This is a genomic window from Bacillus sp. GBSW19, from assembly GCF_002998655.1.
Lineage (GTDB): Bacteria > Bacillota > Bacilli > Bacillales > Bacillaceae > Bacillus.
Genome location: NZ_PVRF01000002.1, coordinates 237,075 through 262,735, shown reverse-complemented (window position 1 = coordinate 262,735; position 25,661 = coordinate 237,075). Strand labels below are relative to the sequence as shown.

Annotated in this window: 24 protein-coding genes; 18 read left to right on the top strand and 6 right to left on the bottom strand. The window is 42.9% G+C overall.

The window, feature by feature from the left end; all coding sequences use genetic code 11:
• The first annotated feature begins 455 nt into the window (after nucleotides 1-455).
• The 10 genes from C6344_RS11135 (at nucleotide 456) to C6344_RS11090 (ending at nucleotide 11,394) form a co-directional block, all read left to right on the top strand.
• Nucleotides 456-2,066 carry a histidine kinase N-terminal 7TM domain-containing diguanylate cyclase gene (locus C6344_RS11135; protein ID WP_060597308.1) on the top strand — a complete coding sequence of 537 codons (1,611 nt, stop codon included), beginning with the start codon at nucleotides 456-458 and terminating at the stop codon, nucleotides 2,064-2,066.
• A 254-nt stretch (nucleotides 2,067-2,320) separates the two neighbouring features.
• The gene (locus C6344_RS11130; RefSeq protein ID WP_060597307.1) at nucleotides 2,321-2,776 is read left to right on the top strand and encodes a DUF6376 family protein; all 456 of its coding nucleotides are present in this window, start codon (nucleotides 2,321-2,323) and stop codon (nucleotides 2,774-2,776) included.
• A 106-nt stretch (nucleotides 2,777-2,882) separates the two neighbouring features.
• Complete coding sequence (locus C6344_RS11125; protein WP_060597306.1) at nucleotides 2,883-3,188, top strand: metal-sensing transcriptional repressor; 306 nt, start codon at nucleotides 2,883-2,885, stop codon at nucleotides 3,186-3,188.
• A gap of 74 nt (nucleotides 3,189-3,262) precedes the next feature.
• On the top strand, nucleotides 3,263-3,469 hold the full coding sequence (gene copZ, locus C6344_RS11120) for a copper chaperone CopZ (RefSeq protein WP_024423475.1): 207 nt from the start codon (nucleotides 3,263-3,265) through the stop codon (nucleotides 3,467-3,469).
• Between the two features lie 81 nt (nucleotides 3,470-3,550).
• Complete coding sequence (locus C6344_RS11115) at nucleotides 3,551-5,986, top strand: heavy metal translocating P-type ATPase (RefSeq protein WP_060597305.1); 2,436 nt, start codon at nucleotides 3,551-3,553, stop codon at nucleotides 5,984-5,986.
• Entirely contained in the window at nucleotides 5,983-6,117 is a 135-nt protein-coding gene (locus C6344_RS19125; protein ID WP_258182048.1) for a hypothetical protein, read from the top strand. The genes C6344_RS11115 and C6344_RS19125 overlap by 4 nt, the downstream gene beginning before the upstream one ends.
• 175 nt (nucleotides 6,118-6,292) lie before the next feature.
• A complete protein-coding gene (locus tag C6344_RS11105; RefSeq protein WP_003213370.1) occupies nucleotides 6,293-7,570 on the top strand; it encodes a cation:dicarboxylate symporter family transporter in 1,278 nt (425 codons plus the stop codon).
• A gap of 16 nt (nucleotides 7,571-7,586) precedes the next feature.
• Nucleotides 7,587-9,032, top strand: coding sequence for an aspartate ammonia-lyase (gene aspA, locus C6344_RS11100; protein WP_060597304.1), 1,446 nt, complete (start codon nucleotides 7,587-7,589; stop codon nucleotides 9,030-9,032).
• A 116-nt stretch (nucleotides 9,033-9,148) separates the two neighbouring features.
• Nucleotides 9,149-10,465, top strand: a complete 1,317-nt coding sequence (locus tag C6344_RS11095; RefSeq protein ID WP_060597303.1) for a sensor histidine kinase — start codon at nucleotides 9,149-9,151, stop codon at nucleotides 10,463-10,465.
• Nucleotides 10,462-11,394 carry a response regulator gene (locus C6344_RS11090; RefSeq protein WP_060597302.1) on the top strand — a complete coding sequence of 311 codons (933 nt, stop codon included), beginning with the start codon at nucleotides 10,462-10,464 and terminating at the stop codon, nucleotides 11,392-11,394. Before C6344_RS11095 ends, C6344_RS11090 begins: the two co-directional genes overlap by 4 nt.
• Nucleotides 11,395-11,410: 16 nt before the next feature.
• On the opposite strand, the gene C6344_RS11085 is transcribed toward C6344_RS11090, so the two are convergent.
• On the bottom strand, nucleotides 11,411-12,019 hold the full coding sequence (locus C6344_RS11085) for a TetR/AcrR family transcriptional regulator (protein WP_060597301.1): 609 nt from the start codon (nucleotides 12,017-12,019) through the stop codon (nucleotides 11,411-11,413).
• Nucleotides 12,020-12,108: 89 nt separating this feature from the next.
• Between C6344_RS11085 and C6344_RS11080 the strand changes: the two genes are divergently transcribed.
• The gene (locus C6344_RS11080; RefSeq protein WP_060597300.1) at nucleotides 12,109-12,657 is read left to right on the top strand and encodes a hypothetical protein; all 549 of its coding nucleotides are present in this window, start codon (nucleotides 12,109-12,111) and stop codon (nucleotides 12,655-12,657) included.
• Between the two features lie 239 nt (nucleotides 12,658-12,896).
• Here the strand turns inward: C6344_RS11080 and C6344_RS11075 are convergent, their stop codons facing one another.
• Genes C6344_RS11075 through C6344_RS11065 form a run of 3 tightly spaced genes read right to left on the bottom strand, consistent with a single transcriptional unit; the run spans nucleotide 12,897 to nucleotide 15,464 of the window.
• A complete protein-coding gene (locus C6344_RS11075; RefSeq protein WP_066030412.1) occupies nucleotides 12,897-13,835 on the bottom strand; it encodes a metal ABC transporter substrate-binding protein in 939 nt (312 codons plus the stop codon).
• Nucleotides 13,836-13,848: 13 nt separating this feature from the next.
• Nucleotides 13,849-14,721 carry a metal ABC transporter permease gene (locus tag C6344_RS11070; protein ID WP_066030413.1) on the bottom strand — a complete coding sequence of 291 codons (873 nt, stop codon included), beginning with the start codon at nucleotides 14,719-14,721 and terminating at the stop codon, nucleotides 13,849-13,851.
• The gene (locus C6344_RS11065) at nucleotides 14,721-15,464 is read right to left on the bottom strand and encodes a metal ABC transporter ATP-binding protein (RefSeq protein ID WP_060597298.1); all 744 of its coding nucleotides are present in this window, start codon (nucleotides 15,462-15,464) and stop codon (nucleotides 14,721-14,723) included. Before C6344_RS11065 ends, C6344_RS11070 begins: the two co-directional genes overlap by 1 nt.
• 428 nt (nucleotides 15,465-15,892) lie before the next feature.
• Here C6344_RS11065 and C6344_RS11060 point away from each other — a divergent pair, with 428 nt between their 5' ends.
• The 7 genes from C6344_RS11060 (at nucleotide 15,893) to C6344_RS11025 (ending at nucleotide 24,174) form a co-directional block, all read left to right on the top strand.
• Nucleotides 15,893-17,992, top strand: coding sequence for a heavy metal translocating P-type ATPase (locus C6344_RS11060; protein WP_106072949.1), 2,100 nt, complete (start codon nucleotides 15,893-15,895; stop codon nucleotides 17,990-17,992).
• 142 nt (nucleotides 17,993-18,134) lie between these two features.
• Nucleotides 18,135-18,821: a DsbA family protein gene (locus tag C6344_RS11055; RefSeq protein WP_060597713.1), complete on the top strand. Its 687-nt coding sequence runs from the start codon at nucleotides 18,135-18,137 to the stop codon at nucleotides 18,819-18,821.
• Nucleotides 18,818-19,231: a disulfide oxidoreductase gene (locus C6344_RS11050; RefSeq protein ID WP_060597297.1), complete on the top strand. Its 414-nt coding sequence runs from the start codon at nucleotides 18,818-18,820 to the stop codon at nucleotides 19,229-19,231. Before C6344_RS11055 ends, C6344_RS11050 begins: the two co-directional genes overlap by 4 nt.
• A 146-nt stretch (nucleotides 19,232-19,377) precedes the next feature.
• Complete coding sequence (locus C6344_RS11045) at nucleotides 19,378-19,989, top strand: trimeric intracellular cation channel family protein (RefSeq protein WP_003212961.1); 612 nt, start codon at nucleotides 19,378-19,380, stop codon at nucleotides 19,987-19,989.
• 321 nt (nucleotides 19,990-20,310) lie between these two features.
• Nucleotides 20,311-22,326: a Na+/H+ antiporter gene (locus tag C6344_RS11035; RefSeq protein ID WP_034659982.1), complete on the top strand. Its 2,016-nt coding sequence runs from the start codon at nucleotides 20,311-20,313 to the stop codon at nucleotides 22,324-22,326.
• A 63-nt stretch (nucleotides 22,327-22,389) separates the two neighbouring features.
• Nucleotides 22,390-23,259 carry an ROK family protein gene (locus tag C6344_RS11030; protein ID WP_106048294.1) on the top strand — a complete coding sequence of 290 codons (870 nt, stop codon included), beginning with the start codon at nucleotides 22,390-22,392 and terminating at the stop codon, nucleotides 23,257-23,259.
• A gap of 69 nt (nucleotides 23,260-23,328) precedes the next feature.
• Nucleotides 23,329-24,174 (top strand): aldo/keto reductase, encoded by an 846-nt coding sequence (locus C6344_RS11025; protein ID WP_034659979.1) that lies wholly within the window; start codon nucleotides 23,329-23,331, stop codon nucleotides 24,172-24,174.
• Between the two features lie 40 nt (nucleotides 24,175-24,214).
• Here the strand turns inward: C6344_RS11025 and modB are convergent, their stop codons facing one another.
• Together modB and modA are read right to left on the bottom strand one after the other, a co-directional pair.
• Nucleotides 24,215-24,880, bottom strand: coding sequence for a molybdate ABC transporter permease subunit (gene modB, locus C6344_RS11020; protein ID WP_066030416.1), 666 nt, complete (start codon nucleotides 24,878-24,880; stop codon nucleotides 24,215-24,217).
• Nucleotides 24,880-25,656, bottom strand: coding sequence for a molybdate ABC transporter substrate-binding protein (gene modA / locus C6344_RS11015; protein WP_060597294.1), 777 nt, complete (start codon nucleotides 25,654-25,656; stop codon nucleotides 24,880-24,882). Before modA ends, modB begins: the two co-directional genes overlap by 1 nt.
• Between the last annotated feature and the right edge of the window lie 5 nt (nucleotides 25,657-25,661).

The window sequence follows — 25,661 nt, the reverse complement described above, 5'->3', positions numbered from 1 at the left end:
AATCGAATTAACAAAGGACAAACAACTATAATAGCAATGATGAGTAAGAGCTGATTAGATAAGAGTTCCACAAACGTTGTTTGAATCACATAAACTGCAATCAGTAGTAAATAACTCACCAAAAATATCAACCCAGAACTTCTCTTCTCAAATGGCTTCTCTAAGAGAATCAGCATAAATAGCCCCGCCATAATAATCAAAAAAGTCATATACCTTGTAAGCCTCCTCGTCATTGATCCCCGATTTCCACATTGTACAGATATTTCACCTACCGCAACATACTTCTCCCTCAAATTAAGCAAAAAGTAGTGAAAATATAAGGGATCACGAACAGATAACGACCGAAACTGTACAAAAAACCTCCAACCAAATCAAAATCACATCTTCCCATTTATGACTTCCTCATATATAGTAAGATTAGACTAGTTCTAAATAACTGAAATTGGGGCGTTTACATGGATTCGATTGTTTTACATTTTATTGTGATCATGAGTGTTTCTGGCATTCTGTCCGTGATATTATCAATCATTGCTCATGCGAACCGCCGCCGGTATATTGGCTGTCAATTGTTTATGTACATGTCTGGAGCAACTGCGATTTATATCTTTGGGCACACGTTTGAATTATTGGCAAGTACACCTGGACAGATCATGTTCTGGGTTTGTTTTCAATACATAGGTCTTCCGTTCATCGCACCATTCAGTCTGATGATTGTGCTGCAATTTACGGGATTCCATCAATATTTCACAAAGCGCCGCGTGCTTCTCATCTTACTGATTCCAACTCTCACTACCATTATGGTGTTCACCAACTCTTTTCATTCACTCTTTTATCGTAGCATCACGATGAATCCAGTAGACGGATTTTTATTGGCTGATTTTACGATTGGCTATTGGTATATCATTCATGGCGTCTATACATTTGGCTGTTCGATGCTCGCTATTTTTATGCTGGTTTGGTTTTTACGTGTCACAAAAAAAGAATATTTAAAGCAGATCCTCATTTTGCTAGTGGGAATGTTACTGCCAATCACGACATCTTTTATCTATTTATTAGGCGTTACGCCTCTTCATATTGACCCGGTCCCTGTGGTGATGTTTTTAACCAATGCACTCTACTTATGGGCGATTATGTCGTTCCAGCTCTTTAAGCTCTCTCCCATTGCAATGGAGCGTGTGTTTGAGCATATGTCTGAAGGGGTTCTCATTTTAGATCGATACCGGACACTCATAGATTACAACCCCGCTGCTGCATCGATCATTCCAGCACTTTCTAATAAAAAGGGCATTGGCTTTAAAATTGACGATATTTTCTCAGGGATCATCAAAGATACCGCGTTCATTCAGTGGCTGCGTTCTCCGCAGGATCATTCGCAATATGATTTAATGTTGAAAAGGGAAAAAGATCATTCCAGCTATTATCACTTGACCGCATCGTCCCTATTTAATAGAAGAGGAGAGATCGAGGGCAGGCAAATTGTGATCAGTGATGTAACAGAGCAGCGTTTGCTGCAGGAAGAGCTGGAGCGTCGTGCGTATATTGATGGGTTGACGAATATCTTCAATCGTTCTTCTTTTATTGAACGAACGCAGATGATCTTGGAAGAGGATGCGCAGGATACGGCGATCTTGCTGTTTGATATTGATTTCTTTAAACAAATCAATGACACGCATGGACATCATATTGGAGACGAGGCGCTGCGTCATGTTGTCACCATTTGTCAGCAGCATTTACAGATGGACGATTTATTCGGACGATATGGCGGAGAAGAGTTTGCTATTTGTCTGCCGCATCATTCATTTGAAGAGGCATGTCATATTGCGGAGCGAATGAGACATTCGTTTGAGACGAGTTTCTTTGAGACTGATGAGGAAAAAGTGCGAGTGACAGCGAGCTTTGGAATCGCTCATACAGCTTATGATCCAAATGTATTAGAAACTCTTCTATTTGAAGCGGACCAAGCCTTGTATATGTCAAAACGCCAAGGGCGCAACCGGATTTATGCGTCAACTGGAGCGGGCTATATGCTGTATGAAGAGCATGATCTACCGCCAGCTTCTCATTGACTGTTGTCCTGACATTCGATATGATAAACATAACATTTGAACGGTTTCCTAAAGGGGAGTAGCTTTTACGGTTTGGTCGTCATTACAGAAACTCACGTTGTTTCTCGGCCATTCCGGCATGAACATGTTAGCCAGACCTTTGCCTATCACACATGAGGCAAAGGTCTGGCTTTTTTAAGGTCTTATTGCATCTGTGTGATGGGGGAGCGGGACAAATGATGTTTTCAATACCGCAGATGAAAGGATGATCGATCTTGAAAAAACATGTGATCTCTTTGTTATTTTCGGGCACGCTTGTATTAAGTGGATGCTCCGGTTTGCTTGACCAAGTAAGTGATACAACGACATATGTCACAGAGGCAAATGAGTATGTGACGGACATTCAGCAATTTACGGAGGACTTTCCACAGCTCGCAGAAGAAGCTGTAAAAAACGCCGCCAAAAAAGCAGAATTAACCCAGCAGCTTGAATCATTGAAGGCAGACATTCAAGAATTTAATGAACTGACAGCACCAAAAATAGCAGAAGACCTGCATGTGCAGATCATTGAAAAAAATAAGGTGCTGTCAGAGGAAATTCAAACGTATTTACAGCAATTGAAAGCGGACAACATCGACGTTGCTGCTATGCTTGAGGACCAGCAAGGGTTGATCAAGCAGCTTCAGCAGTCCGTCAATCTTTTACAGGATATTGAACAATTAACAAACTAGGACAAACACAGCTCTTAGACGCGCATTCAGCATATCTTTGCCTTTTCCAGTGGAGATATGCTTTAATTTAAGGAAAGACAAGTCATATTAGAAAAAAGGTGATCACATGACAGAACATGAAGAAAGACATATGGCTTCGCCTAGAGCCGAGAAGGATAAAGATCAATTGATCAATCGGTTGAAACGAGTGGAAGGACAAGTGCGCGGGATTCAGCAAATGATTGAAAACGATCGTTACTGTATAGATGTTGTCAATCAAATCTCCGCTGTCAATGCAGCTTTGAAAAAAGTCAGTCTTCATTTGATGGAAAAGCATACACATCACTGCGTAGCGGATGCTATTAAGAGCGGCAATGGGGATGAAGCCATTGAAGAGTTAATGAACGTCTTTCATAAGCTCACAAAATCGTAGCATTTATATGTTTACATTGATACCCTACTAGGGTATAGTAAGGTGTAGAAAATGATTGATGGAGGCGATGAGAAGTGGAACAAGCAACACTTCAAGTGCAGGGCATGTCTTGCGGACATTGCGTGAAAGCAGTCGAGGGAAATGTAGGAGAATTAGCAGGTGTTGAATCTGTGAAAGTCCATTTAGACAAGGGACAGGTGGAGGTTTCTTTTCATCCTGATCAAGTCACGTTACACCGAATCTCTGATGTGATTGAAGAACAGGGATATGATGTCGTATAAATGATATACGTGCTGCATGTGACAGCGCGTATTTTTTTCAAAAAAAGATACCCCCATGGAGTATGTGAAGAGGTGAGATGAATGAAAAAGGAAATTGATTTTCATATTACGGGGATGACCTGTGCTGCCTGTGCAGGACGCATTGAAAAGGGTTTGAACAAGCTGGAAGGTGTGGATGATGCCAATGTGAATTTGGCGCTGGAAACATCTCATATTGTGTATGAAACAGAACAACTAACACCAGATGATCTGAAGCAAAAAATTCAATCCCTTGGCTACAATGTGGTGATGGAGCAAGCAGAATTTGATATAGAGGGAATGACGTGTGCAGCGTGTGCCAACCGAATCGAGAAAAAAATTAACCGGATGGACGGTGTTGATCACGGATCTGTGAACTTTGCACTTGAGACCCTTCAGGTCACGTATCATCCTGGCCAAACGTCTACAAGTGATATAAAGGATGCGGTTCAGTCCATTGGATATTCTTTAATTGAACCAGCTGCAGATGAAGCAGAGGAAGGAAAGAAAGATCATCGCCAAGCAGCAATAGAGAAGCAGACGGCACGCTTTTTATTTTCAATGATCTTGTCACTGCCGCTTCTTTGGGCAATGGTCAGCCATTTTTCCTTCACGTCTTTTATTTGGCTGCCAGAAGCGTTCATGAATCCATGGGTTCAGCTGGCTTTAGCAGCGCCGGTTCAGTTCATTGTCGGCTGGCCCTTCTATGTAGGAGCATATAAAGCTTTACGTAATAAAAGTGCCAACATGGATGTTCTTGTCGCACTTGGGACATCAGCTGCGTTTTTCTATAGTTTATACGAAAGCATTCAGTCAGCGGTTCAAGGCACACATGAGGCAGCCCTCTATTATGAAACAAGTGCTGTGCTTATTACGTTGATCGTGCTCGGAAAATTAATGGAAGCAAGAGCAAAAGGGAGATCATCAGAAGCGATTCAAAAGCTGATGGGCCTACAAGCGAAAGAAGCGGTCATCGAGCGAGATGGAAAAGAGATGACCGTGCCAATTTCCGAAGTAAAAGTGAATGATCTTGTGTTTGTCAAACCGGGGGAAAAAGTGCCGGTAGATGGAGAGATCGTGGAGGGAACAACCGCAATTGACGAGTCCATGATTACGGGAGAAAGTCTGCCTGTTGATAAAACTGCAGGTGATGCGGTTATCGGGGCAACCATCAATAAAAATGGGTTTATGAAAGTGAAAGCGACAAAAGTCGGGAAAGAGACCGCCCTTTCACAGATTATCCGAGTCGTAGAACAAGCACAGGGCTCAAAAGCGCCGATTCAAAGGATGGCAGATCAAATATCAGGGATATTCGTTCCCATCGTTGTAGGAATTGCTGTGCTCACCTTCCTGATATGGTTTTTCTTTATTGAACCAGGAAATGTGACGTCAGCCCTTGAAACGTTTATCGCAGTCATCGTCATCGCATGTCCGTGTGCGCTTGGTCTTGCCACACCAACCTCTATAATGGCTGGCAGCGGCCGTGCAGCTGAATCAGGCATTTTATTTAAAGGCGGGGAGCATTTAGAAGTGACCCAATCACTCGACACGGTTGTTTTAGATAAAACAGGGACTGTGACAAAAGGGGAGCCGAGTCTGACAGATGTGTTGGCATATGCCAATTGGACAGAAGCTGCGCTGCTACAGCTAGCAGGATCAGCAGAACAGCAGTCGGAACACCCGCTTGCCAGAGCGATCACAGACGGAATGAAGGAACAAGGTCTTGAAGCGGTCGAGGTCGAAGCGTTCCAAGCAGACCCAGGCCATGGAATTGAAGCAAAAGCCGCAGGACGCAAGCTTTTGATTGGAACGCGTAAGCTATTACAAAAACATCATATCCCATATGATCAAGTCGAAGCGTCTGTAACGTTACTGGAGCAGCAAGGGAAAACGGCTATGCTTGTCGCGATTGATGGAGAAGTCGCCGGCATAGTCGCGGTCGCAGATACGATCAAATCATCCTCACCTCAAGCTATCAAGCGTCTGAAAGAGCAAGGGATTCACGTTGTGATGATGACAGGTGATAACAAGCTGACAGCAGAGGCGATTGCGAAACAGGCGGGCATTGATCATGTCATTGCTGAAGTCCTGCCTGAGGAAAAGGCTGCTCACATTGCGGCGCTTCAGGAACAAGGAAAGAAAGTCGCCATGGTCGGAGATGGCATCAATGATGCCCCGGCTCTTGCGACAGCGAAAATTGGGATGGCAGTTGGAACAGGGACAGATGTCGCCATGGAAGCAGCAGATATCACGCTCATGACAGGAGACCTCCATGCCATTGCAGATGCGCTTGAATTTAGTAAAAAAACAATGAGAAACATCAAGCAAAATCTATTTTGGGCGCTTGCTTATAACTGCATTGGGATACCGATAGCTGCTTTTGGACTTCTTGCGCCATGGCTTGCAGGAGCAGCAATGGCCTTTAGCTCCGTGTCGGTTGTATTGAACGCGCTCAGATTGCAGCGTTTGAAACCGGTTAGAGAGGGAGTGGCACAATGAAGCTGAATGTCAAATGGATTTGGACGATTAGTGCATTGTTCTATGTTGCTCTTGTTCTTATTGGATATGCTATGTATGATGAATTTTATCCAAAGCAAGAACCGCCAAGTGAACAAATGCAACATCATTAAGACTTCGCCAAAAGCGAAGTCTTTTTTTAACAATTTTGTGGAAAAACCCACCTTTTAAAAGATTTTTCATAAAAAATTCACTTCTTTTTGTTCCTTTTTGTCGTTTTTTGTAGGTTCATCGTTAAGATGCGATTAAGCAACAAAGAAAGCGTTATCAAAAAAAGGGGGTTCACGTATGAAAAAGTTAGGGTTAGCTTCTCAAATACTCATTGCACTTGTTCTGGGTGTTATCGTGGGAGCGCTGTTTTATCAAAATGAAACCGTTATTAATGTGTTAACGCCGATTGGCGATATATTCATCCATTTAATTAAAATGATCGTTCTTCCAATTGTTATTGCTGCGTTGATTGTAGCAGTAGCTGGTGTAGGGGATATGAAAACCATCGGAAGACTCGGCGGAAAAACGATTCTTTACTTCGAAATTGTGACAACGATTGCATTAGCAGTGGGACTGCTTGCAGCAAACGTCTTCCATCCTGGTACAGGAATTGACATGAGCAACATGGAAAAAGGCGATATCTCTAAATATGAAGAGACATCGAAAGCTTCTTCCGAAAAAGCGAGTTTCTCTGAAACCATTGTGCATCTAGTGCCAACAAACGTTTTCCAATCCATTGCAGAAGGTGATCTATTACCAACGATCTTCTTTACAGTCTTATTCGGATTAGGAATTGCCGCAGTAGGAGACAAAGGGAAACCAGTATTAGGATTCTTTGAGGGTATACTCGAAGCCATGTTCTGGGTGACCAATAAAGTGATGAAGTTTGCACCATTTGGTGTATTCGCGCTCATCAGTGTGACGGTGATCAAATTCGGGGTCGGAGCGCTTCTCCCGCTAGGTAAACTGGTACTTGTCGTTTACGGTACAATGGCATTCTTCGTCATTGTCGTACTTGGCATTATCGCAAAATTAGCTGGAACAAGCGTCTTTACACTATTTAGAGTGCTAAAAGAAGAAATCATTCTTGCATTCTCAACAGCAAGTTCAGAAGCTGTACTGCCTAGACTTATGGATAAAATGGAGAAGTTCGGCTGCCCGAAAGCGATCACGTCGTTCGTTATCCCAACAGGCTACACCTTTAACCTAGATGGAAGTGCCATCTATCAATCCATTGCCGCCATATTTGTTGCACAAATGTACGGCATGCCGCTTTCCATCTATGAGCAAATTACGTTACTATTAATCTTGATGCTGACATCTAAAGGAATGGCTGGTGTACCAGGTGCATCAATCGTTGTTGTCATCACAACACTTGGTGCAATGGGACTGCCGCTTGAAGGACTTGCCTTCATCGTTGGGATCGACCGTATACTTGACATGGTTCGTACAACTGTTAACGTATTTGGTAACTCACTTGCAGCCATTGTCATGTCTAAGTGGGAAAAAGTTTTTGATCAAGAGAAATCGAAGAAGTATATTGAGGAATTAAAACAACAAACAAAAGCAGCGTAAAAGGAGATCTTTTCAAATGACGAAGCTACAGGACAAGCAAGTTCGAATCGAACGAGACTTTCTAGGTGAAAAGGAAGTAGACACTCAAGCGTATTATGGAATTCAAACATTACGTGCAGTAGAGAACTTTCCAATTACTGGCTACCATGTTCATGAGGAACTCATCAAAGCATTAGGGATTGTCAAAAAGGCAGCCGCACTTGCAAATATGGATACAAAGCGACTATATTCTGGTCTTGGAGAAAAAATTGTTCAAGCCGCAGATGAGGTTATTGAAGGAAAATGGAACAACCAATTTATTGTCGATCCAATTCAAGGCGGGGCTGGCACTTCAATGAATATGAATGCCAATGAAGTCATTGCAAATAGAGCGCTTGAACTACTAGGAAAGGAAAAAGGCGCTTATACTGAGCTAAGTCCAAACACGCATGTGAACATGTCGCAGTCAACAAACGACGTTTTCCCAACAGCGATTCATATTTCAACATTGAATATGATTGAAAAACTACTTTATACGATGGAAAACATGCATCAAGTCATGACGGAAAAAGCGCAGGAATTCGATCATGTCATTAAAATGGGGCGTACGCATCTTCAGGACGCTGTTCCAATCAGACTTGGTCAAGAGTTTAGTGCTTATGCAAAGGTTCTTGCTCGTGATATTAAACGTATCAAGCAGTCTAGACAGCATTTATATGAAGTTAATATGGGAGCAACAGCAGTCGGAACTGGCTTAAATGCTGATCCTAAATATATTCGCCAAGTGGTTGGCTATCTATCTGACATTAGCGGATTACCGTTAGTTGGAGCAGAAGACTTAGTCGATGCCACGCAAAATACGGATGCTTATACAGAAGTATCAGCTGCACTGAAAGTATGTATGATGAATATGTCCAAAATGGCGAATGATATTCGCTTGATGGCATCAGGTCCAAGAGCAGGCTTTGGTGAGCTTCACCTGCCGCCGAGACAGCCAGGTTCATCTATCATGCCAGGGAAAGTTAACCCAGTAATGCCTGAGGTCATGAACCAAGTGGCATTCCAAGTGATCGGAAATGACCACACGATCTGTCTTGCATCAGAGGCTGGTCAGCTTGAACTGAACGTCATGGAACCAGTTTTAATATTCAACTTACTGCAATCTCTCAGCATGATGAAAAATGTATTCGAATCCTTCGTGGACAACTGCTTGCGTGATCTAAAAGCAGATGAAACAAGATTAAAAGAATATGTAGAAAGAAGTGCTGGTGTCATGACAGCGGTGAATCCGCATATTGGTTATGAAGCTGCTGCACGAATTGCAAGAGAAGCGATTCTTACAGGCGCATCTGTACGTGAGCTTTGTCTGCAAAATGATGTGTTAACAGAGGAAGAGCTTGACGTCATCTTGAATCCTTTTGAAATGACCAAACCAGGTATTGCTGGCGCATCACTTTTAGAAAAGGATCGTTTAGAAGATTAAGCGGCATCATGAGAAGCGCACACCGACAAAGTTCCGGTGTGCGCTTTTTCATGGATGTTTGTTTTTCTCAAGCTCACATAGTATACTATCGTCAATTATTAGGGATGTGACTGCGTTTGAATCTACTAAAAAAATGGCTGAATACAGAGCCTTATTTAATTGTGATGCTCATTGTACTGACACCGATTGGCGGAGAGTTTAAATTTTATCCATTTGAGGACAGCTTTCGGGTCAGCTTTGGAACCGTTGTCTTTTTCTTTATCCTGCTTCAAATGAAAAAATTCCCGGCATGGGCAAGCGGTATTATTGCAGGGGTATCTGTTTTTGCGTTTCGCGTGCTTCTTGATACAGCCGTCACAGGTCATCTTCCGCTGGAAGAGGCGGTTTCATTAAGATTTCCTTCCCTGCTTTATTATGTCGTCTATGGCACGCTCTTTTATTTATTACAGGTCAGACGTTTCCGCGATCAGCCTTGGCTGATTGGTGCGACAGGCATCATCATGGAACTGTGTGCGAGCGTTGTTGAGATGATTGCACTTCGTGGCACCATCGATGAAATTTTAACGATGCGGACGCTGTTTCAACTTTTTGTTTTGGCGATTTTCAGAAGCTTTTTCGTGTTGGCTTGTTATACAATGATTCGATTATATGAAGAGCAGGCGAGAGAGCGTCAAATGAAAAAGGAAAAGGAACATCTGCTGATGCTTCTGTCTAACCTTTACACGGAATCTACATATTTTCATAAAACACTTGCACATGCTGAGCACATTACAGCGACATCCTATCAATTGTATCAATCCCTGCACCACGCAAAGGATACAGAATCATTGGATTTGAAAAAGCTCGGAAAAACAGCCCTGCAAATTGCAGGAGAGGTACATGAGATCAAAAAGGATAACCAGCGGATTTTTTCTGCATTATCAAAGCTGATTCATGAAGAAAATTTCCAGGCTTATGCAAGTCCTGCCCATATTGCTGGGCTTGTGATTCGTATCCATGAAAATTACGCAGAATCTCTTAAAAAAAACATTGTCTTTCATTATGATGAAGATGGGCAGCATCCCGCCTATCACGTGTATACCATTCTATCTTTGTTAAATAATATCGTTTCCAATGCTGTCGAAGCCATTCCAGTGGATGGAGAGGTGTCACTCTCTATTTCACAGAAAGAGAACCAGGTGATCTTTCAAATCAGTGACAACGGGCCTGGCATTAAAGAGCGTAATCATCATGTGATTTTTAAACCCGGTTTTACTTTAAAATACGACCAGGCTGGGAATCCATCAAGCGGTATCGGGCTTTCCTATGTGAAGGATACAGCGGAGAAACTTGGCGGAAGTGTTGAGATGAAGAGTATCCCAAATAAACAAACGATTTTCACGTTAACGATACCAGTGGATCAAGTCAGTAGAAAAGAGGGGATTGGGAGATGAGATTTTTTATTGTTGATGATGATGAAGCCGTGCGTTCTTCACTGGCTCAGCTCATTGAAGATGAAGAGCTTGGCATTGTCGCAGGGGAAGCAGAGGATGGCGCAGAGTTAACGGCAAGCTACTTAAATGATTTGCACATTGATATCTTATGTATTGATTTATTGATGCCGGAAAGAGACGGTCTTGAAACGATTCGAGCCATTAAGGATGAGTTTCATGGGAAATACTTAATGCTGTCGCAGGTAGAAACAAAGGAATTAATCGGCCAGGCGTATACGCTTGGTGTTGAGTATTATGTGACAAAGCCAATCAATCGTGTAGAGGTCTTAAGCGTGCTCCATCTCATGATTGAACGTCTTCATTTAGAGCATTCAATTGAAAACATTCAGCACTCACTCAAATCCGTCATGCAGTTTCAGCAGCGCGGTCAGACGAAAACGAAGCAGCGGGGGAAAAGTCTTGCAGAGGCAGGTCAGTTCTTGCTGGCGGAGCTTGGGATTGTCGGTGAGAAGGGGTCTAAAGATTTATTAGATATGATTCTCTTCACAGATCAGTATGTAGGGCTGCATACTGATCATCATGATTCTTTTCCTTCTTTAAAGGTCATTTTTACCGGAATCACGGAGGATAAATTAAATGAGCCGTACACATCAGCAGACATTGCAAGAGAAGCGAAGGCAGCGGAACAGCGGGTAAGACGTGCGATCAACCAATCTTTGAAACACATCGCATCACTTGGGTTAACTGATTTTTCTCATCCGACCTTTGAAAATTATGCATCTAAATTCTTTGATTTCACCATCGTGCGAAAGAAAATGAGTGAATTAACAAAAGAGACGAGCGGTAGAGAAGAACATACTCGTATCAATGTGAAGAAATTTGTGCAGGTGCTCTACTACGAAGCAAAACGTATTTTTATGGAAGATTAAAAAAAGACATGCTCCCTCATGAGGGAGACATGTCTTTTTTGGTGATCGATTGCAGATGCATCTGCAGCACGGAGCGTAAGAGCTCAGGCGGTAAACGATGAGGCTGCAAGATTCCATTCAATGCAAGCCCGTTGATGACCGCATAAAGCCGCTCAGTTTCGACTAAAAGATCGATATGATCAAGCAAAAGCCCATCCTCTTTTAATTTCATTAAACAATATTGGGTCATTTGGAGAAGCTCGTCATACATCTTTGCATTGAGCGGCTGTAAATCTGGTTCAGTCAGCGACTTGACTGTAAAAGCCTGCCACACCTCCATTTCAAATCTTCGTTCTTCATCAAGTGGAAGAACCTGTTCCAATAACGCGAGGACATTTTCTTCCGTTGAACCGTTAAGCTGAAGTCCTGTAATACGCTCTTTGACTCTTTCCTGAATCAATGTCATAGAGAAAAGAAATAACTCTTGCTGTGTGGAAAAATAATGACGCATAGAGCCCGCTGAAATACCAGCTTCTACCGCTACTTTTCGTACAGAAGCGTTTTCCAATCCATCCTGTTTAATCACTCTCATGGCAGCTTGAGCGACTTTTTGTTTTTGTTTATGGTGATCGACGATTTTTGGCATACATTGATTTTAGCACAGCTATTGTTTTTTTAACACAGTTGTGTTATTTTTTATTTAATACAATTGTGTTAAAAAGGATGTGGTGAAAATTGGTCGGGTTATTGATTGTGGCATGTGAAATTGGTTTTTGGCTGTTTATTCTGGTGGGTTTAACACTGCGTTATGTATTTAGACAGAAAAAGTGGGGCGCCTTCTTTCTGGTCTGTACGCCGATTTTGGATCTAATCCTTCTTGCGGCTACTTATATGGATTTAAGGCAAGGGGCTGTGGCGAGTGTCATCCACGGGCTTGCGGCTGTTTATATTGGGGTGAGTCTCGCCTTTGGACATCAAATGGTGAAATGGGCAGATGCTCGGTTTGCTTATCGATTTGCAGGAGGCCCTAAGCCGAAGGGAAGACCTAAGTACGGGAAGGAACGGTCAGTGTATGAAATGGTCAGCTGGACGCGGCATTTCGTCTCTTATGTCATCGGAGCTGGTCTGCTATTTGGGTTATCTTTTCTCATCCAAGCACCAGAACGAACGGAAGCACTGATGCAGCTAGCGAGAGTATGGGGAATGGTCTTAGCCATTGATTTCGTCATTAGCATCAGCTATGTGATCTGGCCGAAAAAACACCCGCAAAATATAGCCAGCTAACAAAAAAGACAGGCGGATTCACTCCGCCTGTCTCAGCGTGTAGACAAACCCTCGCATTCGTTGTCAGTCCTGCGCGCTGGTGCTCACGAATGTCAAATTCGTTCCGCGCCAGTGCTCGTCCTTCCTAGACTGCAAAGGTTTTCTATCACGCTGAAAAGAAGACAAAGGGCTAAAATAAACATCATTTTAGCCCTTTGTCAACAATCTAAGACAGGCGGAATCACTCCGCCTGTCTTTTCTTATGATGAAAGCCCTTTGTAAATGGTGTCAATATTCCATTTCATCATCTTATAGTAGCTGTCCCCATCTTCACCTTTCTTTCCAATGGAGTCAGTGAATACTTTTCCTTTAATCGGAACCCCGGTTTCCTCAGATAAGCTTTCAAGGCTGCGTTGATCGACACTTGTTTCAAGAAAGAGCGCAGGAACTTGATGATCTTTGACAAAATGAATGATGCGCTTCATTTGTCCAGGTGTTCCTTCACTTTCTGTGTTGATCTCCCAAATGTAGCCTGCTTTCAGTCCATAGGCATCTGCAAAATACTTGAAGGCTCCCTCACTTGTCACAAGGAGCTTTTTGTCTTTTGGCAGCTGATCAAACTTGTCTTTTGCTTCATCGTGAAGCGCTTGAAGCTTTTTGATATAGGCTTCTGTATTTTTTTCGTAATCCTCTTGATGCTCAGGGTCCGCTTCAATAAGCGCATCCCGGGCATTTTGAGCATACAGAACCCCATTTTCGACATTCAGCCAAGCATGGGGGTCCTGCTGGCTTTCGAGGCCTTTTGAAGATAAATGTTTTACTTTGACGCCTTTACTTAATTCGGCTACAGGTGCATCATCCCCGTCCTTGCCACTCGATTCGAGCAGCTTTTGAAACCAGCCGTTCCCTGTTTCAAGGTTTAAACCATTATATAGAACAAGGTCTGCATCCGTTGTATGCTGAACATCCTTTGGCAGTGGGTCAAATTCATGTGGGTCTGTACCAATGGGAACAATGCTGTGAATAGAGACATGCTCTCCGCCTACTTCCTTCACAATGTCATAAAGAATGGAGTAGGTCGTGACGACTTTTAATGTGCCGTCATCTTTGCCGGAATTATTTTGTTTAGTAGAACAGCCTGTGATGACCATAAGGGCAATGAATACTGCGGTCAAACGGATTGCAAATACCTTCTTCATATATGTCCTCCTTTTACATAGACGCTTCCTTTTTTAGCTGCGTTCGTTTTCGTTTAGATTTTAATGATCTCCATAGAATTCCTTGCTTTGGTGAAAGGATAAAGGCACTCCCGAATAAAATGGTCGCGACCAGCACGATAGAAGCGCCAGACGACAAGTTATACGTAAAACTAAGCCCAAGTCCGACGACGGCAGAAACTGCCCCGAAAAAAGCAGATAAATAGATCATGATCCATAGCCGGTCTGTTAAGAGATACGCAGTGGCTGCCGGCGTAATAAGCATAGCAACAACAAGAATAATCCCAACAGTTTGCAGTGAAGCAACGGTCACAAGGGTCAACAGCGTCATGAGAAAATAATGGATCATTCGATTCGGTAAACCGTAAACCGAAGAAATGACCGGATCAAATGAACTAATGAGCAGTTCTTTGTAGAAAACGATGACAGCCAGCAGGATAAAAATGCCGATGCCAAGTGTAATCCACATATCAGATGATCGAACAGCTAGAACGTTTCCAAACAAGATATGATATAAATCACTGGAACTTTTCAAAAATGTGATCAAAATGATCCCGATTGAGAAAAAAGCGGTGAAGACAATGCCAATCGCAGAGTCATTTTTAATTCGGCTGTTTTGACTCACATATCCGATCCCAATCGCTGTTAATACGCCAGTTAAGACGGCCCCGAAGAAAAAGTTAATTCCCAGCATATAAGAGATGGCGACACCTGGCAGCACAGCATGCGATATGGCGTCTCCCATCAATGCCATGCCCCGTAAAATGATAAAGCAGCCAATGACCCCGCAAATAATGCCTACCATCACGGATGTAAATAACGCTTTTTGTAAAAACGCATATTCAAAGAGTCCGGTTAAAAATTCCATTACACGTCTCCTCCTGCTGATTTTAAGAATGGTAGCTGCGTTTCATATGCCTCCAGCATGACCTCTGGGCGAAGGATGTCGTGTACAGGTCCAGCTTTGATGAGTTTTTTATTTAACAGAACGAGGTGGCTGAAGTAATCATCGGCTTTACTTAAATCATGATGGACAACCAAAATGGTTTTTCCTTCATCCCGTAATTCTTGCAAAATGCGAACCATCGTTTCTTCACTGGCCATATCAATCCCAACAAACGGTTCATCCAAACAGAAGAGCTGTGCGTTTTGCGCAAGTGCTCTTGCAAGGAAGACACGCTGCTGCTGACCGCCGGATAACTCACCAATCTGTCTTTTGGCAAAGTCCTGCATGCCGACCTTTTCTAAACAGTGGTACGCATATGCCCGGTCTTCTTTTTTCGGACGTTTCATCAGGCCAAGCTTCGGATATGTTCCAAGTAGCACGGTATCCAGCACATGAATAGGAAACGTCCAGTCTAGATCATTTCTCTGTGGTACATAGGCGATCTGTTTTCTGACTTGTTTAAAGGGCTGTTCAAAAAAGCGAATATCCCCTTGGTCTTTTTCAATTAAATCCAAACATGCCTTGAGTAAAGTCGATTTACCGGCACCATTTGGACCTATGATTCCTGTCATCGTTCCTTCCTGTATGGAAAGAGAGATGTTCTCTAATGCATCCTGCCCGTGATATGAGACATGAAGACGGTCGATTGTTAAAGCATTTGGCATGTCTTGCGGCCCCTTTCAATCATCATTGCACTTCCTAAAGATATATGCATACATTAAATAATTTTGACTAAAGGATGAAATGATTCTCTAATGCTAATTTGTTTCCTTAGGGAAACTTTTATTTCATTCTAAGTGTATGTCCTTCTTTTGTAAAGAGAAAAGCTGCACTTTTTCTGTCAGAGGTCAAACGATCGTTTTTATGTTATGCGGGGAGCGGGGGACATGAGCTTGGATTATTGAAAATCCATGTGGCAGTATTGGGCATAAAAAAACCAAACATTTGCTTATAAATGATTGACAGCTGATCAGAACTCCTCATATAATAAAGATAATTCAATATATGAATATGTGCTCATATATAATATCCACAGCAGCTGATAGGTTTGATTGAATCAGGGAAGGCTACTTATATAGAAAAAGGTGAGAACATGAAAAAGATGAAGGATGAATACGTATTAAGCGGTCTTGATTGCGGCAACTGTGCACGTAAAATAGAAACAGGTGTCAGCAAAATGGATGGTGTTGAAGCTTGCTCTGTTAATTTTGCGACAGGCACATTGACTGTTACGCATGCAGATAAGCAAGAAACGATGTCAAAGCGCATTGAAAAAACCGTTCAGTCCATTGAACCTCATGTGAGTGTATCACCGAAAGAAGAAGGACATCATCACGATCATGATCATGGGACGAAAAATTTAAAAACGATTGTGCTGAAATTAATTGGCGGTGCAGTCATTGGAACAGCAGCTTTCTTTATACCTGAAGATGGTGTATTAAAGTTCATTATGTTCTTCGCAGCATATTTACTAGTCGGCGGTGATGTGGTTTTTAAAGCGCTGAAAAATATTGTGCGCGGCCAAGTATTTGATGAGAACTTCTTAATGACGATTGCAACGGTTGGTGCTTTTGTCATTCAGCAATATCCAGAAGCGCTTGCTGTCATGCTCTTTTACCAAATTGGAGAGCTCTTCCAAGGGGCGGCAGTGAACCGTTCAAGACGATCAATTAGTGAATTAATGAATATACGTCCAGAATACGCGAATCTAAAAGTCGGAAATGAAACGAAAAAAGTAAATCCAGAAGAAGTAAAAGCCGGTGACCGTATTGTCGTGAAGCCTGGTGAAAAAATTCCGCTGGATGGGCTCGTTATGGAAGGCTTCTCGCTCGTAGATACATCTGCATTAACAGGGGAGTCGGTGCCGCGGGATGTAGAAGCGGGAAAAGAAGTTCTTGCAGGATTTGTGAATCAAAACGGTATACTTGAAATTGAAGTGCAAAAAGAGCTAAGTGAATCGGCAGTGACGAAAATTTTAGATTTGGTTGAGAATGCGAGCAGCCGAAAAGCACAGACAGAAAATTTCATCACAAAGTTTGCAAAATATTATACACCGGCTGTCGTCTTGCTTGCCTTATTGCTTGCCTTTATGCCGCCGCTTTTCATTCCATCGGCACAATTGTCTGACTGGGTGTACCGGGCACTTGTCTTTCTCGTGATCTCTTGTCCTTGTGCTCTTGTTGTGTCCATTCCATTAGGATTTTTCGGGGGAATTGGGGCAGCTTCTAAACGAGGCATCCTTGTGAAAGGCAGTAACTATCTAGAAGCATTGAATTCTGTGAGATATGCTGTATTTGATAAGACGGGCACACTCACAAAAGGAAACTTTACGGTGACCAATATCGTCACAACCAGTGACAAGTGGTCAGAAGAGGAGCTGCTTTCTTTTGCAGCACTGGCAGAAGCCCATTCCTCACACCCTATTGCAGAATCGATTAAAGCGGCATACAGCTCGCCGCTTGATGAAAGCCAGATTGAAGCATATGAGGATATCGCGGGACATGGAATTAAAGCGACCATCAGCGGTTCCCATGTCTTAGCGGGAAATCATCGCTTGATGGAGCGAGAAGGCATTGCGTATGAAAAAGAAAAAAGAAGCGGAACCGTTGTGTACATGGCGATTAACGGTGAGTTTGCCGGATCGATCTTGATTGCAGATGAATTGAAGGATGATGCAATCGAGGCCGTTTCTGCTCTAAAAGCGTCTGGTATTCAAACCGTCATGCTCACTGGTGATGCTAAGCAAGTCGGAACTGCGGTCGCCAAGCAAATTGGTATCGACGAAGTACATGCAGAATTATTGCCGCAGGATAAAGTAACGAAATTAGAAGAAATTGATCAGAAAAAAGCGCCTCAAGAAAAACTGTTATTTGTTGGGGACGGCATTAATGATACACCTGTATTAGCAAGAGCAGACATAGGAATTGCAATGGGCGGGCTTGGATCAGATGCAGCTGTCGAAGCGGCTGATATCGTCATCATGACGGACCAGCCATCAAAGGTAGCAGAAGCCATCGCTGTCGCAAAACGAACAAGAAGGATTGTATGGCAGAATATCGCATTTGCCCTTGGTGTCAAAGGCATTTTCCTATTACTCGGTGCATTCGGTATTGCGACCATGTGGGAAGCCGTCTTCTCGGATGTCGGTGTCACCGTACTCGCTGTTTTAAATGCCATGAGGGTCATGAAATAAAATTGTAAGGAAAATTTCATGAATACCATCTTTCATAATCGACCCCCTCTTGTTAAAATAGAAGAAGTTGGATAATGGCATTTTTCTAAGCTATTATCCTTTTTCTTTTTTAAGGAATGAAAAAGATAAGGTAGGTGCTTATGTGAGTAAGAAAAATAATCAATCTTCATCCATTAAATTTGCTGTCATTTTAACCATCATCGCAGCTCTTCTCATCGGTCTATTTGTTGTGATTGGGAACAAGAACAGCCAAGAAGCACAAACAGTTGACAGTAAGCCTTCGATTAAAGGACAGCCTGTCATAGGGGACAAAAACGCAGCGGTGCAAGTCGTTGAGTTTGGGGACTACAAATGTCCGTCATGTAAATCATTTGAAACAGACATTTTCCCAAAGCTGAAAGCAGACTACATAGATAAAGGCGATGTATCCTTTTCATTTATTAATTTACCACTGCCTGTTCATGGAGATGGCGCAGTGTTAGCAGCACTAGCTTCTGAAGAAGTGTGGAAAGAAGATCCAAAAAACTTCTGGGCATTCCATGAAGCTGTCTATCAAGCACAGCCAGATAGTGAAGCAGAATGGGTTACGCCTGCTAAGCTGACTGAACTAGCGAAAAAGACAACAAAAATTGATACGGACAAACTCAAAGATAACTTATCAAAGAAAACGTATCAGCCGCAGCTGAACACAGACGATCAGCTTGTGAACAAATATAAAGTGAATTCAACACCAACGATTTTGATTAACAATAAACAAGTTCAAAACTTTTATGACTATGATGAAATCAAAGAATTAATTGATCAAGAGCTCAAAGGGAAAAAATCATGAAGAATAAGCTCATTTACTTATACAGTGCTTGGATTGTCTCTATCGTTGCGACGATGAGCAGCCTGTATTTAAGTGAAATAAAGAAGTTTATCCCATGCGATATGTGCTGGTTTCAGCGCATTTTCATGTACCCGCTCGTGCTCTTACTTGGAATTGCTACGTTCCGGGGCGATGTCAAAGTGAAGTATTACGTACTGCCTTTGGCTGTGATCGGTGCTGGCTTTTCCATCTATCATTATATGGAACAAAAGATCCCGGGCTTTGCGTCGATTCGTCCTTGCTTAAGCGGCATTCCTTGTTCCGTTGATTATCTGAACTGGTTTGGTTTTATTACCATTCCGCTGTTAGCACTTATTGCATTTATTCTGATCATCCTCAGTATGCTGCTGTTAAATGCAAAAGAAGATTGAGAGATAGCCTGCTTTTAAGCGGGCTATTTTTTATTTTTGCAAAAAGATAAAATTTAAAGAAAATTTGTATTGCTTTTCGCTTATGTCAGATATACATTAAGGGAGTAGTGTTAGATGATCAGATCATGTAAGGAGATAAGCGGAAAATGGCATGGGAAGTCTTAAGTATCATTGGTATTATCGCATTCGCCATTAGTGGTGCGATAGTAGCAATGGAGGAAGAGTACGATATTCTTGGTGTGTACATTTTAGGGATTGTGACAGCATTTGGCGGTGGAGCGATTCGAAATCTATTAATCGGTCTTCCGGTGTCTGCTTTATGGTCACAGGGCAAAATGTTTACCATTGCTCTTGTATCCATTACGATTGTGTTTCTTTTTCCAAAGCTTTTGCTCAAGCACTGGAGCACATGGGGGAATTTCTCGGATGCGATTGGTTTAGCAGCGTTTGCGATTCAAGGTGCATTATTTGCTGTGCAAAGAGAGCTTCCGCTCAGTGCGGTCATTGTGGCAGCCATTTTGACTGGAAGCGGAGGCGGAATTGTGCGTGATTTATTGGCAGGGCGAAAGCCGCTTGTGCTAAAAGCGGAGATTTACGCAGTTTGGGCAGCACTTGGCGGCTTACTCGTAGGACTCGGTTTAGCACAAGGAGAGATTGCTTTGTATTTGCTGTTTCTCATCCTTGTCGTATGCAGGGTTTGTTCCTACCTATTCAAATGGCGGCTTCCCGCTAGGTCTTATTTTTTAAATAAAGGGTAAAACGAGAAAAGAGCGGTTTCGCTCTTTTTTTTGTGTTTGATACGAGCTGGATGTCAGCAGGTAATGGAGTTTTCGTGTAAAATAAAAGCAGGGTCTTTTTGTTCATCATTGAAACAATACATGGGATGAAAATTTTGTCAGCTGGCTGAATATCTGGATTCAGCTTTTTTTGCCTAGATGGATTGTTATGTGTTGGTTTCACATTTTGCGGAATACTAAAGAAGCACCTATGATCGGACGGATGAATCAACATGGAATGAACACATCTTTGCATGTAAGCAAAACTTGACGAAAAAATTGAAATAGGAGGGACACGTACTAGTGGAGATTTTTTTGGCAGTGCTTGTATTACTAGCACTCATCGCATCATCTAATATTATCAATCGTTTTGTCCCCTTTATTCCAGTCCCGTTAATTCAAGTGGGCTTAGGAATATTGGTGGCGGCTTTTCCTTCAGGTTTACATATTTCTTTAAATCCCGAACTATTCTTCGTTTTATTCATTGCGCCGCTGTTATTTAATGACGGGAAGCGTACCCCAAGGGACGAGCTGTGGAAATTAAGAGCGCCGATTCTTCTGTTAGCCCTAGGGTTAGTATTTGCGACAGTCATTGTAGCAGGATATACCATCCATTGGATGATCCCAAGCATTCCGCTTCCAGCCGCATTTGCGCTTGCAGCGATTTTATCACCGACAGATGTGGTAGCAGTAAGTGCTCTTTCCAGCCGTGTGAACATGCCAAAGGGCATCATGAGACTGCTGGAAGGCGAGGGATTGATGAACGATGCATCAGGACTTGTCGCTTTTAAATTTGCTATTGCTGCAACGGTGACTGGCGCTTTTTCGATTGCTGAGGCATCCTTTAGCTTTGTCCTGATTGCCGCAGGCGGTCTATTGACTGGATTTATTCTATCCTTTTTTATCATTCGTTTCCGCTATTTCCTCCGCCGGTTAGGAATGGACGATGTCACGATGCACATCATCCTGCAAATCCTTACACCATTTGTGATCTATTTAGCAGCGGAAGAAATCGGTGTGTCCGGAATTTTAGCGGTTGTAGCGGGTGGTGTGACACATGCCATTGAGCAGGATCGAATGGAAGCAAATTTAGCCAAACTGCAAATTGCTTCATCAAACACATGGAATATTATTTTATTTATTTTAAACGGACTTGTTTTCGTTATCCTTGGGTTGCAGATTCCTGATGTATCGACGGTCATTTTCCAGGATGAAGCCTTTAATAATATGCAGGTCATCAGTTACATCTTAATCATCACGCTGTGTCTTATGATCCTGAGGTTCTTATGGGTATGGCTGTTCTGGGCAGGGAATTGGAGTGCAACGAAAAAGCAAAATGTGAAAAAACCGAAGCTTCGCGCCTCGATGCTCATGACATTCTCTGGTGTTCGTGGGGCTGTGACATTAGCCGGTGCCTTCTCCATCCCATTTACACTTGCGGACGGATCACCGTTTCCTGAACGGCATTTGATTATTTTCCTCGCAGCAGGCGTCATCTTATGTACACTCATTTTAGCTAGTGTGTTACTGCCTCTTTTATCTGAGAAAAAAGACAAGCAAATCGCTGTGGATTTGGATACAAAGATTCAGCATGCGAAACGGAAGCTGCTAAGAAGTGCCATTAAAACCTTAAGAGAAGGAATGAATGAAGACAATAGGGAAGTGTCTCTTGCACTCATCAATGATTACCGAATGAAGCTGCGCAATATCCAGCGTGAACCGTATCAATTCGGGATGAGAAAACAAGAGAGAAAGATCAGGCTGCACGGAATCAAAGCTGAGCAGATGAAGCTGCAACAGCTCATTGAGGAAGAGAAAATCGATAAAGAAGAAGCCTATGAGCTGCAAGAAAGATTTCATGAGCTAGAAATGCTGTATTCAAACTCCTTCAAAATCCGTTTTTCAAAAGTGAAGTTTCTGCGCTTGCTTCAATGGCTCCAATTATGGCGGCCGAATCAGCACGTTTCCAGCGGCATTTTAGAAAACGAGGGCTCGTACAAACAAATCCGTAAGAAAACGGCTGAGGCTGCTGTGGACTCGATCAAACAGCATATGACCGATGAAAATAAACAAACGTGTCATCAAGTGATTGGTTTTTACAACCAAGTCATTTATCGATGTGAACACGGTCCAAGCTTCTTTCAGCAAAAAGACCGTTCATTTGACCGGAAGAAAAAAGAGCTTAACTTCCAAGCTGTACAGACAATACGAAATGAAATTCAAACTCTGTATGAAGATGGTGAAATCAATCGTGACATTGCCCATCATTTAAGGGAGTATATCAATGACATGGAAGCTGTTCTCCTGACTAATACGTAATGTTGTCATCTTTTCCCCTATGTTTTATGATGAAGAAAGAGAACAAGCAGGGGGAGATCAATGATGGCGTATTATGGAGCAATTGAAGCTGGCGGTACAAAGTTTTGTTGTGCAATCGGCAATGAGCATGGGGACATTCTCGAGGAAATGACGATTCCAACAGAGCACCCAGAAAAAACATTACAAAAGCTCATTCCATTTTTCGAGCAGCATGACATTGTAGCATTAGGGGTCGGCTCCTTTGGACCAATCTGTGTTCAAAAAGACGATCCTTCTTACGGTTATATCATGAACACGCCGAAAGTAGAGTGGAAGCATTACCCGTTCATTCCAGAACTAGAGAAGCAATTACGGGTCCCAGTATCCTTTACAACAGATGTTAATGCGGCAGCCTTAGGTGAATTAACAAAAGGAGCAGCCAAAGGGCTGAAAAGCTGTATGTATATCACGGTCGGTACGGGTATCGGTGCTGGCGCTGTTGTAAAAAACGAACTTCTTCACGGTCATTCGCACCCAGAGATGGGGCACATCCTTGTCAGGCAGCATGAATCAGACCCGTTTGAAGGAGTCTGCCCAGCGCATGGGACGTGTTTAGAAGGACTGGCAGCTGGCCCAGCGATTGAGAAAAGGTGGGGGAAATCTGCCAAAGAGCTCACGGAGGAAGAATCAGTTTGGGCACTTGAAGCTGATTATTTGGCTCAGGCGCTGATGCAGTACTCGCTCATTTTAAGCCCAGAGCGCATCATGATGGGCGGGGGTGTCATGAAGCAAAAGCAGCTGTTTCCACTGATTCGAGAGAAGCTTGCTGCTTATCTCAATGATTATGTAGACCTGCCGCCGCTTGATACATACATTGTCTCTCCTGGACTTGAGGACAAGGCCGGCATGACAGGTGCTTTGCTGTTAGCCATCGAAGCGAAGAAAAACGCCTGATAATAGAGTTTTAATGGACAACGTGAGATAATGAAAAAGATGGAATCTATGAAAAAGGTGGTTGTTAAAATGGTCAAAAGCTTGAATGATACCGTAACACTGAATAACGGAGTGGAAATGCCTTGGTTTGGTTTAGGTGTATTCAAAGTGGAGGACGGCAATCAAGTGGTAGATGCCGTAAAAGCAGCCATACGAAACGGATACCGCAGTATTGATACGGCTGCCGTTTATAAAAATGAGACAGGCGTAGGCAAAGCGATTAAAGAATCTGGCGTGAAACGAGAAGACTTGTTCATTACGTCTAAAGTATGGAACACGGATCAAGGCTATGACAAAGCGCTGGCTGCGTTTGACGCAAGCTTGAATCGATTAGGTCTTGATTACTTAGACCTCTATTTGATTCATTGGCCTGGCCCAAATGCAGATACATTTAAAGACACATGGCGTGCGCTTGAGACGCTTTACAAGGATGGGAAAGTGAGAGCCATTGGCGTCAGCAACTTCTACATTCAGCATTTAGAAGAGCTGTTAAAAGATGCTGAGGTTGTTCCAGCCGTGAACCAAGTTGAATTTCATCCGAAACTGACACTTGTCGAACTGCGTCAATACGCAAAAGAAAAAGGCATTCAAATTGAAGCGTGGTCTCCGCTGATGCAAGGAAAGCTATTAGATCATGACGTATTGAAGGACATTGCTGCACGCTACAACAAATCTGTTGCGCAAGTCATCTTGCGCTGGGATCTGCAAAGCGGCGTCGTGACGATTCCTAAATCAATCAACGAAGAACGCATTAAACAAAATGCAGATATTTTTGATTTCGAACTATCCAAAGAAGACATGGAAAAAATCGATGCGTTAAACAATAACGAGCGCGTCGGCTCGAATCCAGAGACGATGACGGTTGGGTTTGAATAAATGAAAAAAATCCTCTTTCTCATATGAGAAAGGGGATTTTTTATGTACTGCTTCTGCGCACAGCCAAAAGCATAATAAAAGATAAGATCACAATACAAATCGTCCAGGCCCAAGCAAGTTCCATTCGTCCAGAGTCAATCGCCACATAGATAGCGGTTGGGAGTGTTTGAGTTTTTCCTGGGATGTTGCCGGCAAACATTAAGGTCGCTCCGAATTCTCCTAGGGCTCTCGCAAAGCTGAGGACGCTGCCAGACAGCAGGGAAGGCAGGGCAAGAGGTACCGTAATATAGGCAAAGACTTGGAATGAATGAGCACCATCAACTTTTGCAGCCCCTTCAATATCTGACTCAATTGTAGAAAAGCCCGCCTTTGCTGATTGATACATGAGCGGAAATGCCACGACTGTCGAAGCAATGACCGCCGCCCACCATGTGAAAATGACCGGCTGATGGAAGATCCATTCAATCGCACCCCCTATTACACTATGTTTTCCGAATACGACGAGCAATAAAAAGCCAACGACTGTTGGCGGGAGAACGAGCGGCATCATCAGGAACGTTTCCACAATCATTTTCCCTTTAAAAGTTGTTCGCGTCATCCAAAAGCCGACCGTTGTGCCAAAAACAGTGGCCAACAGTCCGCTGACGATGGCCACTTGAATGGACAGCCAAATGGGTGATAGAAATTCTTCAGTCAGCATAGCCATTACGACACTTGAAAGCCGTATTTCTTAAAAATGGATTTGGCTTTATCAGATTGAAGAAATTGAAAAAAGACCTTGGCTTCCGTTAGATGTTCTGTCCCTTTTACAATCCCTACTGGATACATAATCGGGGAGTGCATGTCCGGATTTGCCTCAGCTGCAATCTTTACTTTTTTGGAAACGAGGGCGTCTGTTTTATACACAACACCTGCTTCTACATTTCCTGTTTCGACGTAGCTTAGGACTTGCCGCACATCCTTGCCGTAGACAGCATTCTTTTTCACTTGGTCCCATATGTTCAGTTGTGTGAAGATCTCTTTGCCATATGTACCAGCAGGAACCGATTCAGGTGTGCCAAGAGCAATCTTTCCTTTTACGTGCCGGACGTCTTGAAAGCTTTTAATAGAGGAAGAGCCATCTTTTGGCACAATAAGGACTAGCTCGTTTTGTATAGCGTCCTTGATATAATCTTGATCAATGTCTCCAGATTGAACAAGTTCATCGAAGGGCTCCTCAGCTGCTGAGAAAAAAAGATCCGCTTTTGCTCCTTGAGCGATTTGCTGCTTCAATGCGCCGGATGACCCGAAGTTATTCGTTAATGTCACATTCGGATGTTGCTTGTGAAAGGAGGCTTCAATTTCCTTTAGTGCATCCTGAAGACTTGCCGCTGCTGAAATCACAAGCTCTGTTTTTTTATTCGAATTAGATGGCATCATCTCTGTTTGGCATCCACTCAGGAGCAAACATATGGAGATGAAGGCTAAGAATGTATACTTCATGTTCA

Coding starts and splice junctions, on each gene's coding strand:
- C6344_RS11090 (WP_060597302.1), top strand. CDS start 10,462: ATGAGATTTTTTATTGTTGATGATGATGAAGCCGTGCGTTCTTCACTG.
- C6344_RS11070 (WP_066030413.1), bottom strand. CDS start 14,721: ATGGAATTTTTAACCGGACTCTTTGAATATGCGTTTTTACAAAAAGCG.
- modB (WP_066030416.1), bottom strand. CDS start 24,880: ATGGCTATGCTGACTGAAGAATTTCTATCACCCATTTGGCTGTCCATT.
- C6344_RS11060 (WP_106072949.1), top strand. CDS start 15,893: ATGAAAAAGATGAAGGATGAATACGTATTAAGCGGTCTTGATTGCGGC.
- modA (WP_060597294.1), bottom strand. CDS start 25,656: ATGAAGTATACATTCTTAGCCTTCATCTCCATATGTTTGCTCCTGAGT.
- C6344_RS19125 (WP_258182048.1), top strand. CDS start 5,983: ATGAAGCTGAATGTCAAATGGATTTGGACGATTAGTGCATTGTTCTAT.
- C6344_RS11045 (WP_003212961.1), top strand. CDS start 19,378: ATGGCATGGGAAGTCTTAAGTATCATTGGTATTATCGCATTCGCCATT.
- C6344_RS11075 (WP_066030412.1), bottom strand. CDS start 13,835: ATGAAGAAGGTATTTGCAATCCGTTTGACCGCAGTATTCATTGCCCTT.
- C6344_RS11135 (WP_060597308.1), top strand. CDS start 456: ATGGATTCGATTGTTTTACATTTTATTGTGATCATGAGTGTTTCTGGC.
- C6344_RS11025 (WP_034659979.1), top strand. CDS start 23,329: ATGGTCAAAAGCTTGAATGATACCGTAACACTGAATAACGGAGTGGAA.
- C6344_RS11085 (WP_060597301.1), bottom strand. CDS start 12,019: ATGCCAAAAATCGTCGATCACCATAAACAAAAACAAAAAGTCGCTCAA.
- C6344_RS11105 (WP_003213370.1), top strand. CDS start 6,293: ATGAAAAAGTTAGGGTTAGCTTCTCAAATACTCATTGCACTTGTTCTG.
- C6344_RS11115 (WP_060597305.1), top strand. CDS start 3,551: ATGAAAAAGGAAATTGATTTTCATATTACGGGGATGACCTGTGCTGCC.
- C6344_RS11125 (WP_060597306.1), top strand. CDS start 2,883: ATGACAGAACATGAAGAAAGACATATGGCTTCGCCTAGAGCCGAGAAG.
- C6344_RS11030 (WP_106048294.1), top strand. CDS start 22,390: ATGGCGTATTATGGAGCAATTGAAGCTGGCGGTACAAAGTTTTGTTGT.
- aspA (WP_060597304.1), top strand. CDS start 7,587: ATGACGAAGCTACAGGACAAGCAAGTTCGAATCGAACGAGACTTTCTA.
- C6344_RS11050 (WP_060597297.1), top strand. CDS start 18,818: ATGAAGAATAAGCTCATTTACTTATACAGTGCTTGGATTGTCTCTATC.
- C6344_RS11065 (WP_060597298.1), bottom strand. CDS start 15,464: ATGCCAAATGCTTTAACAATCGACCGTCTTCATGTCTCATATCACGGG.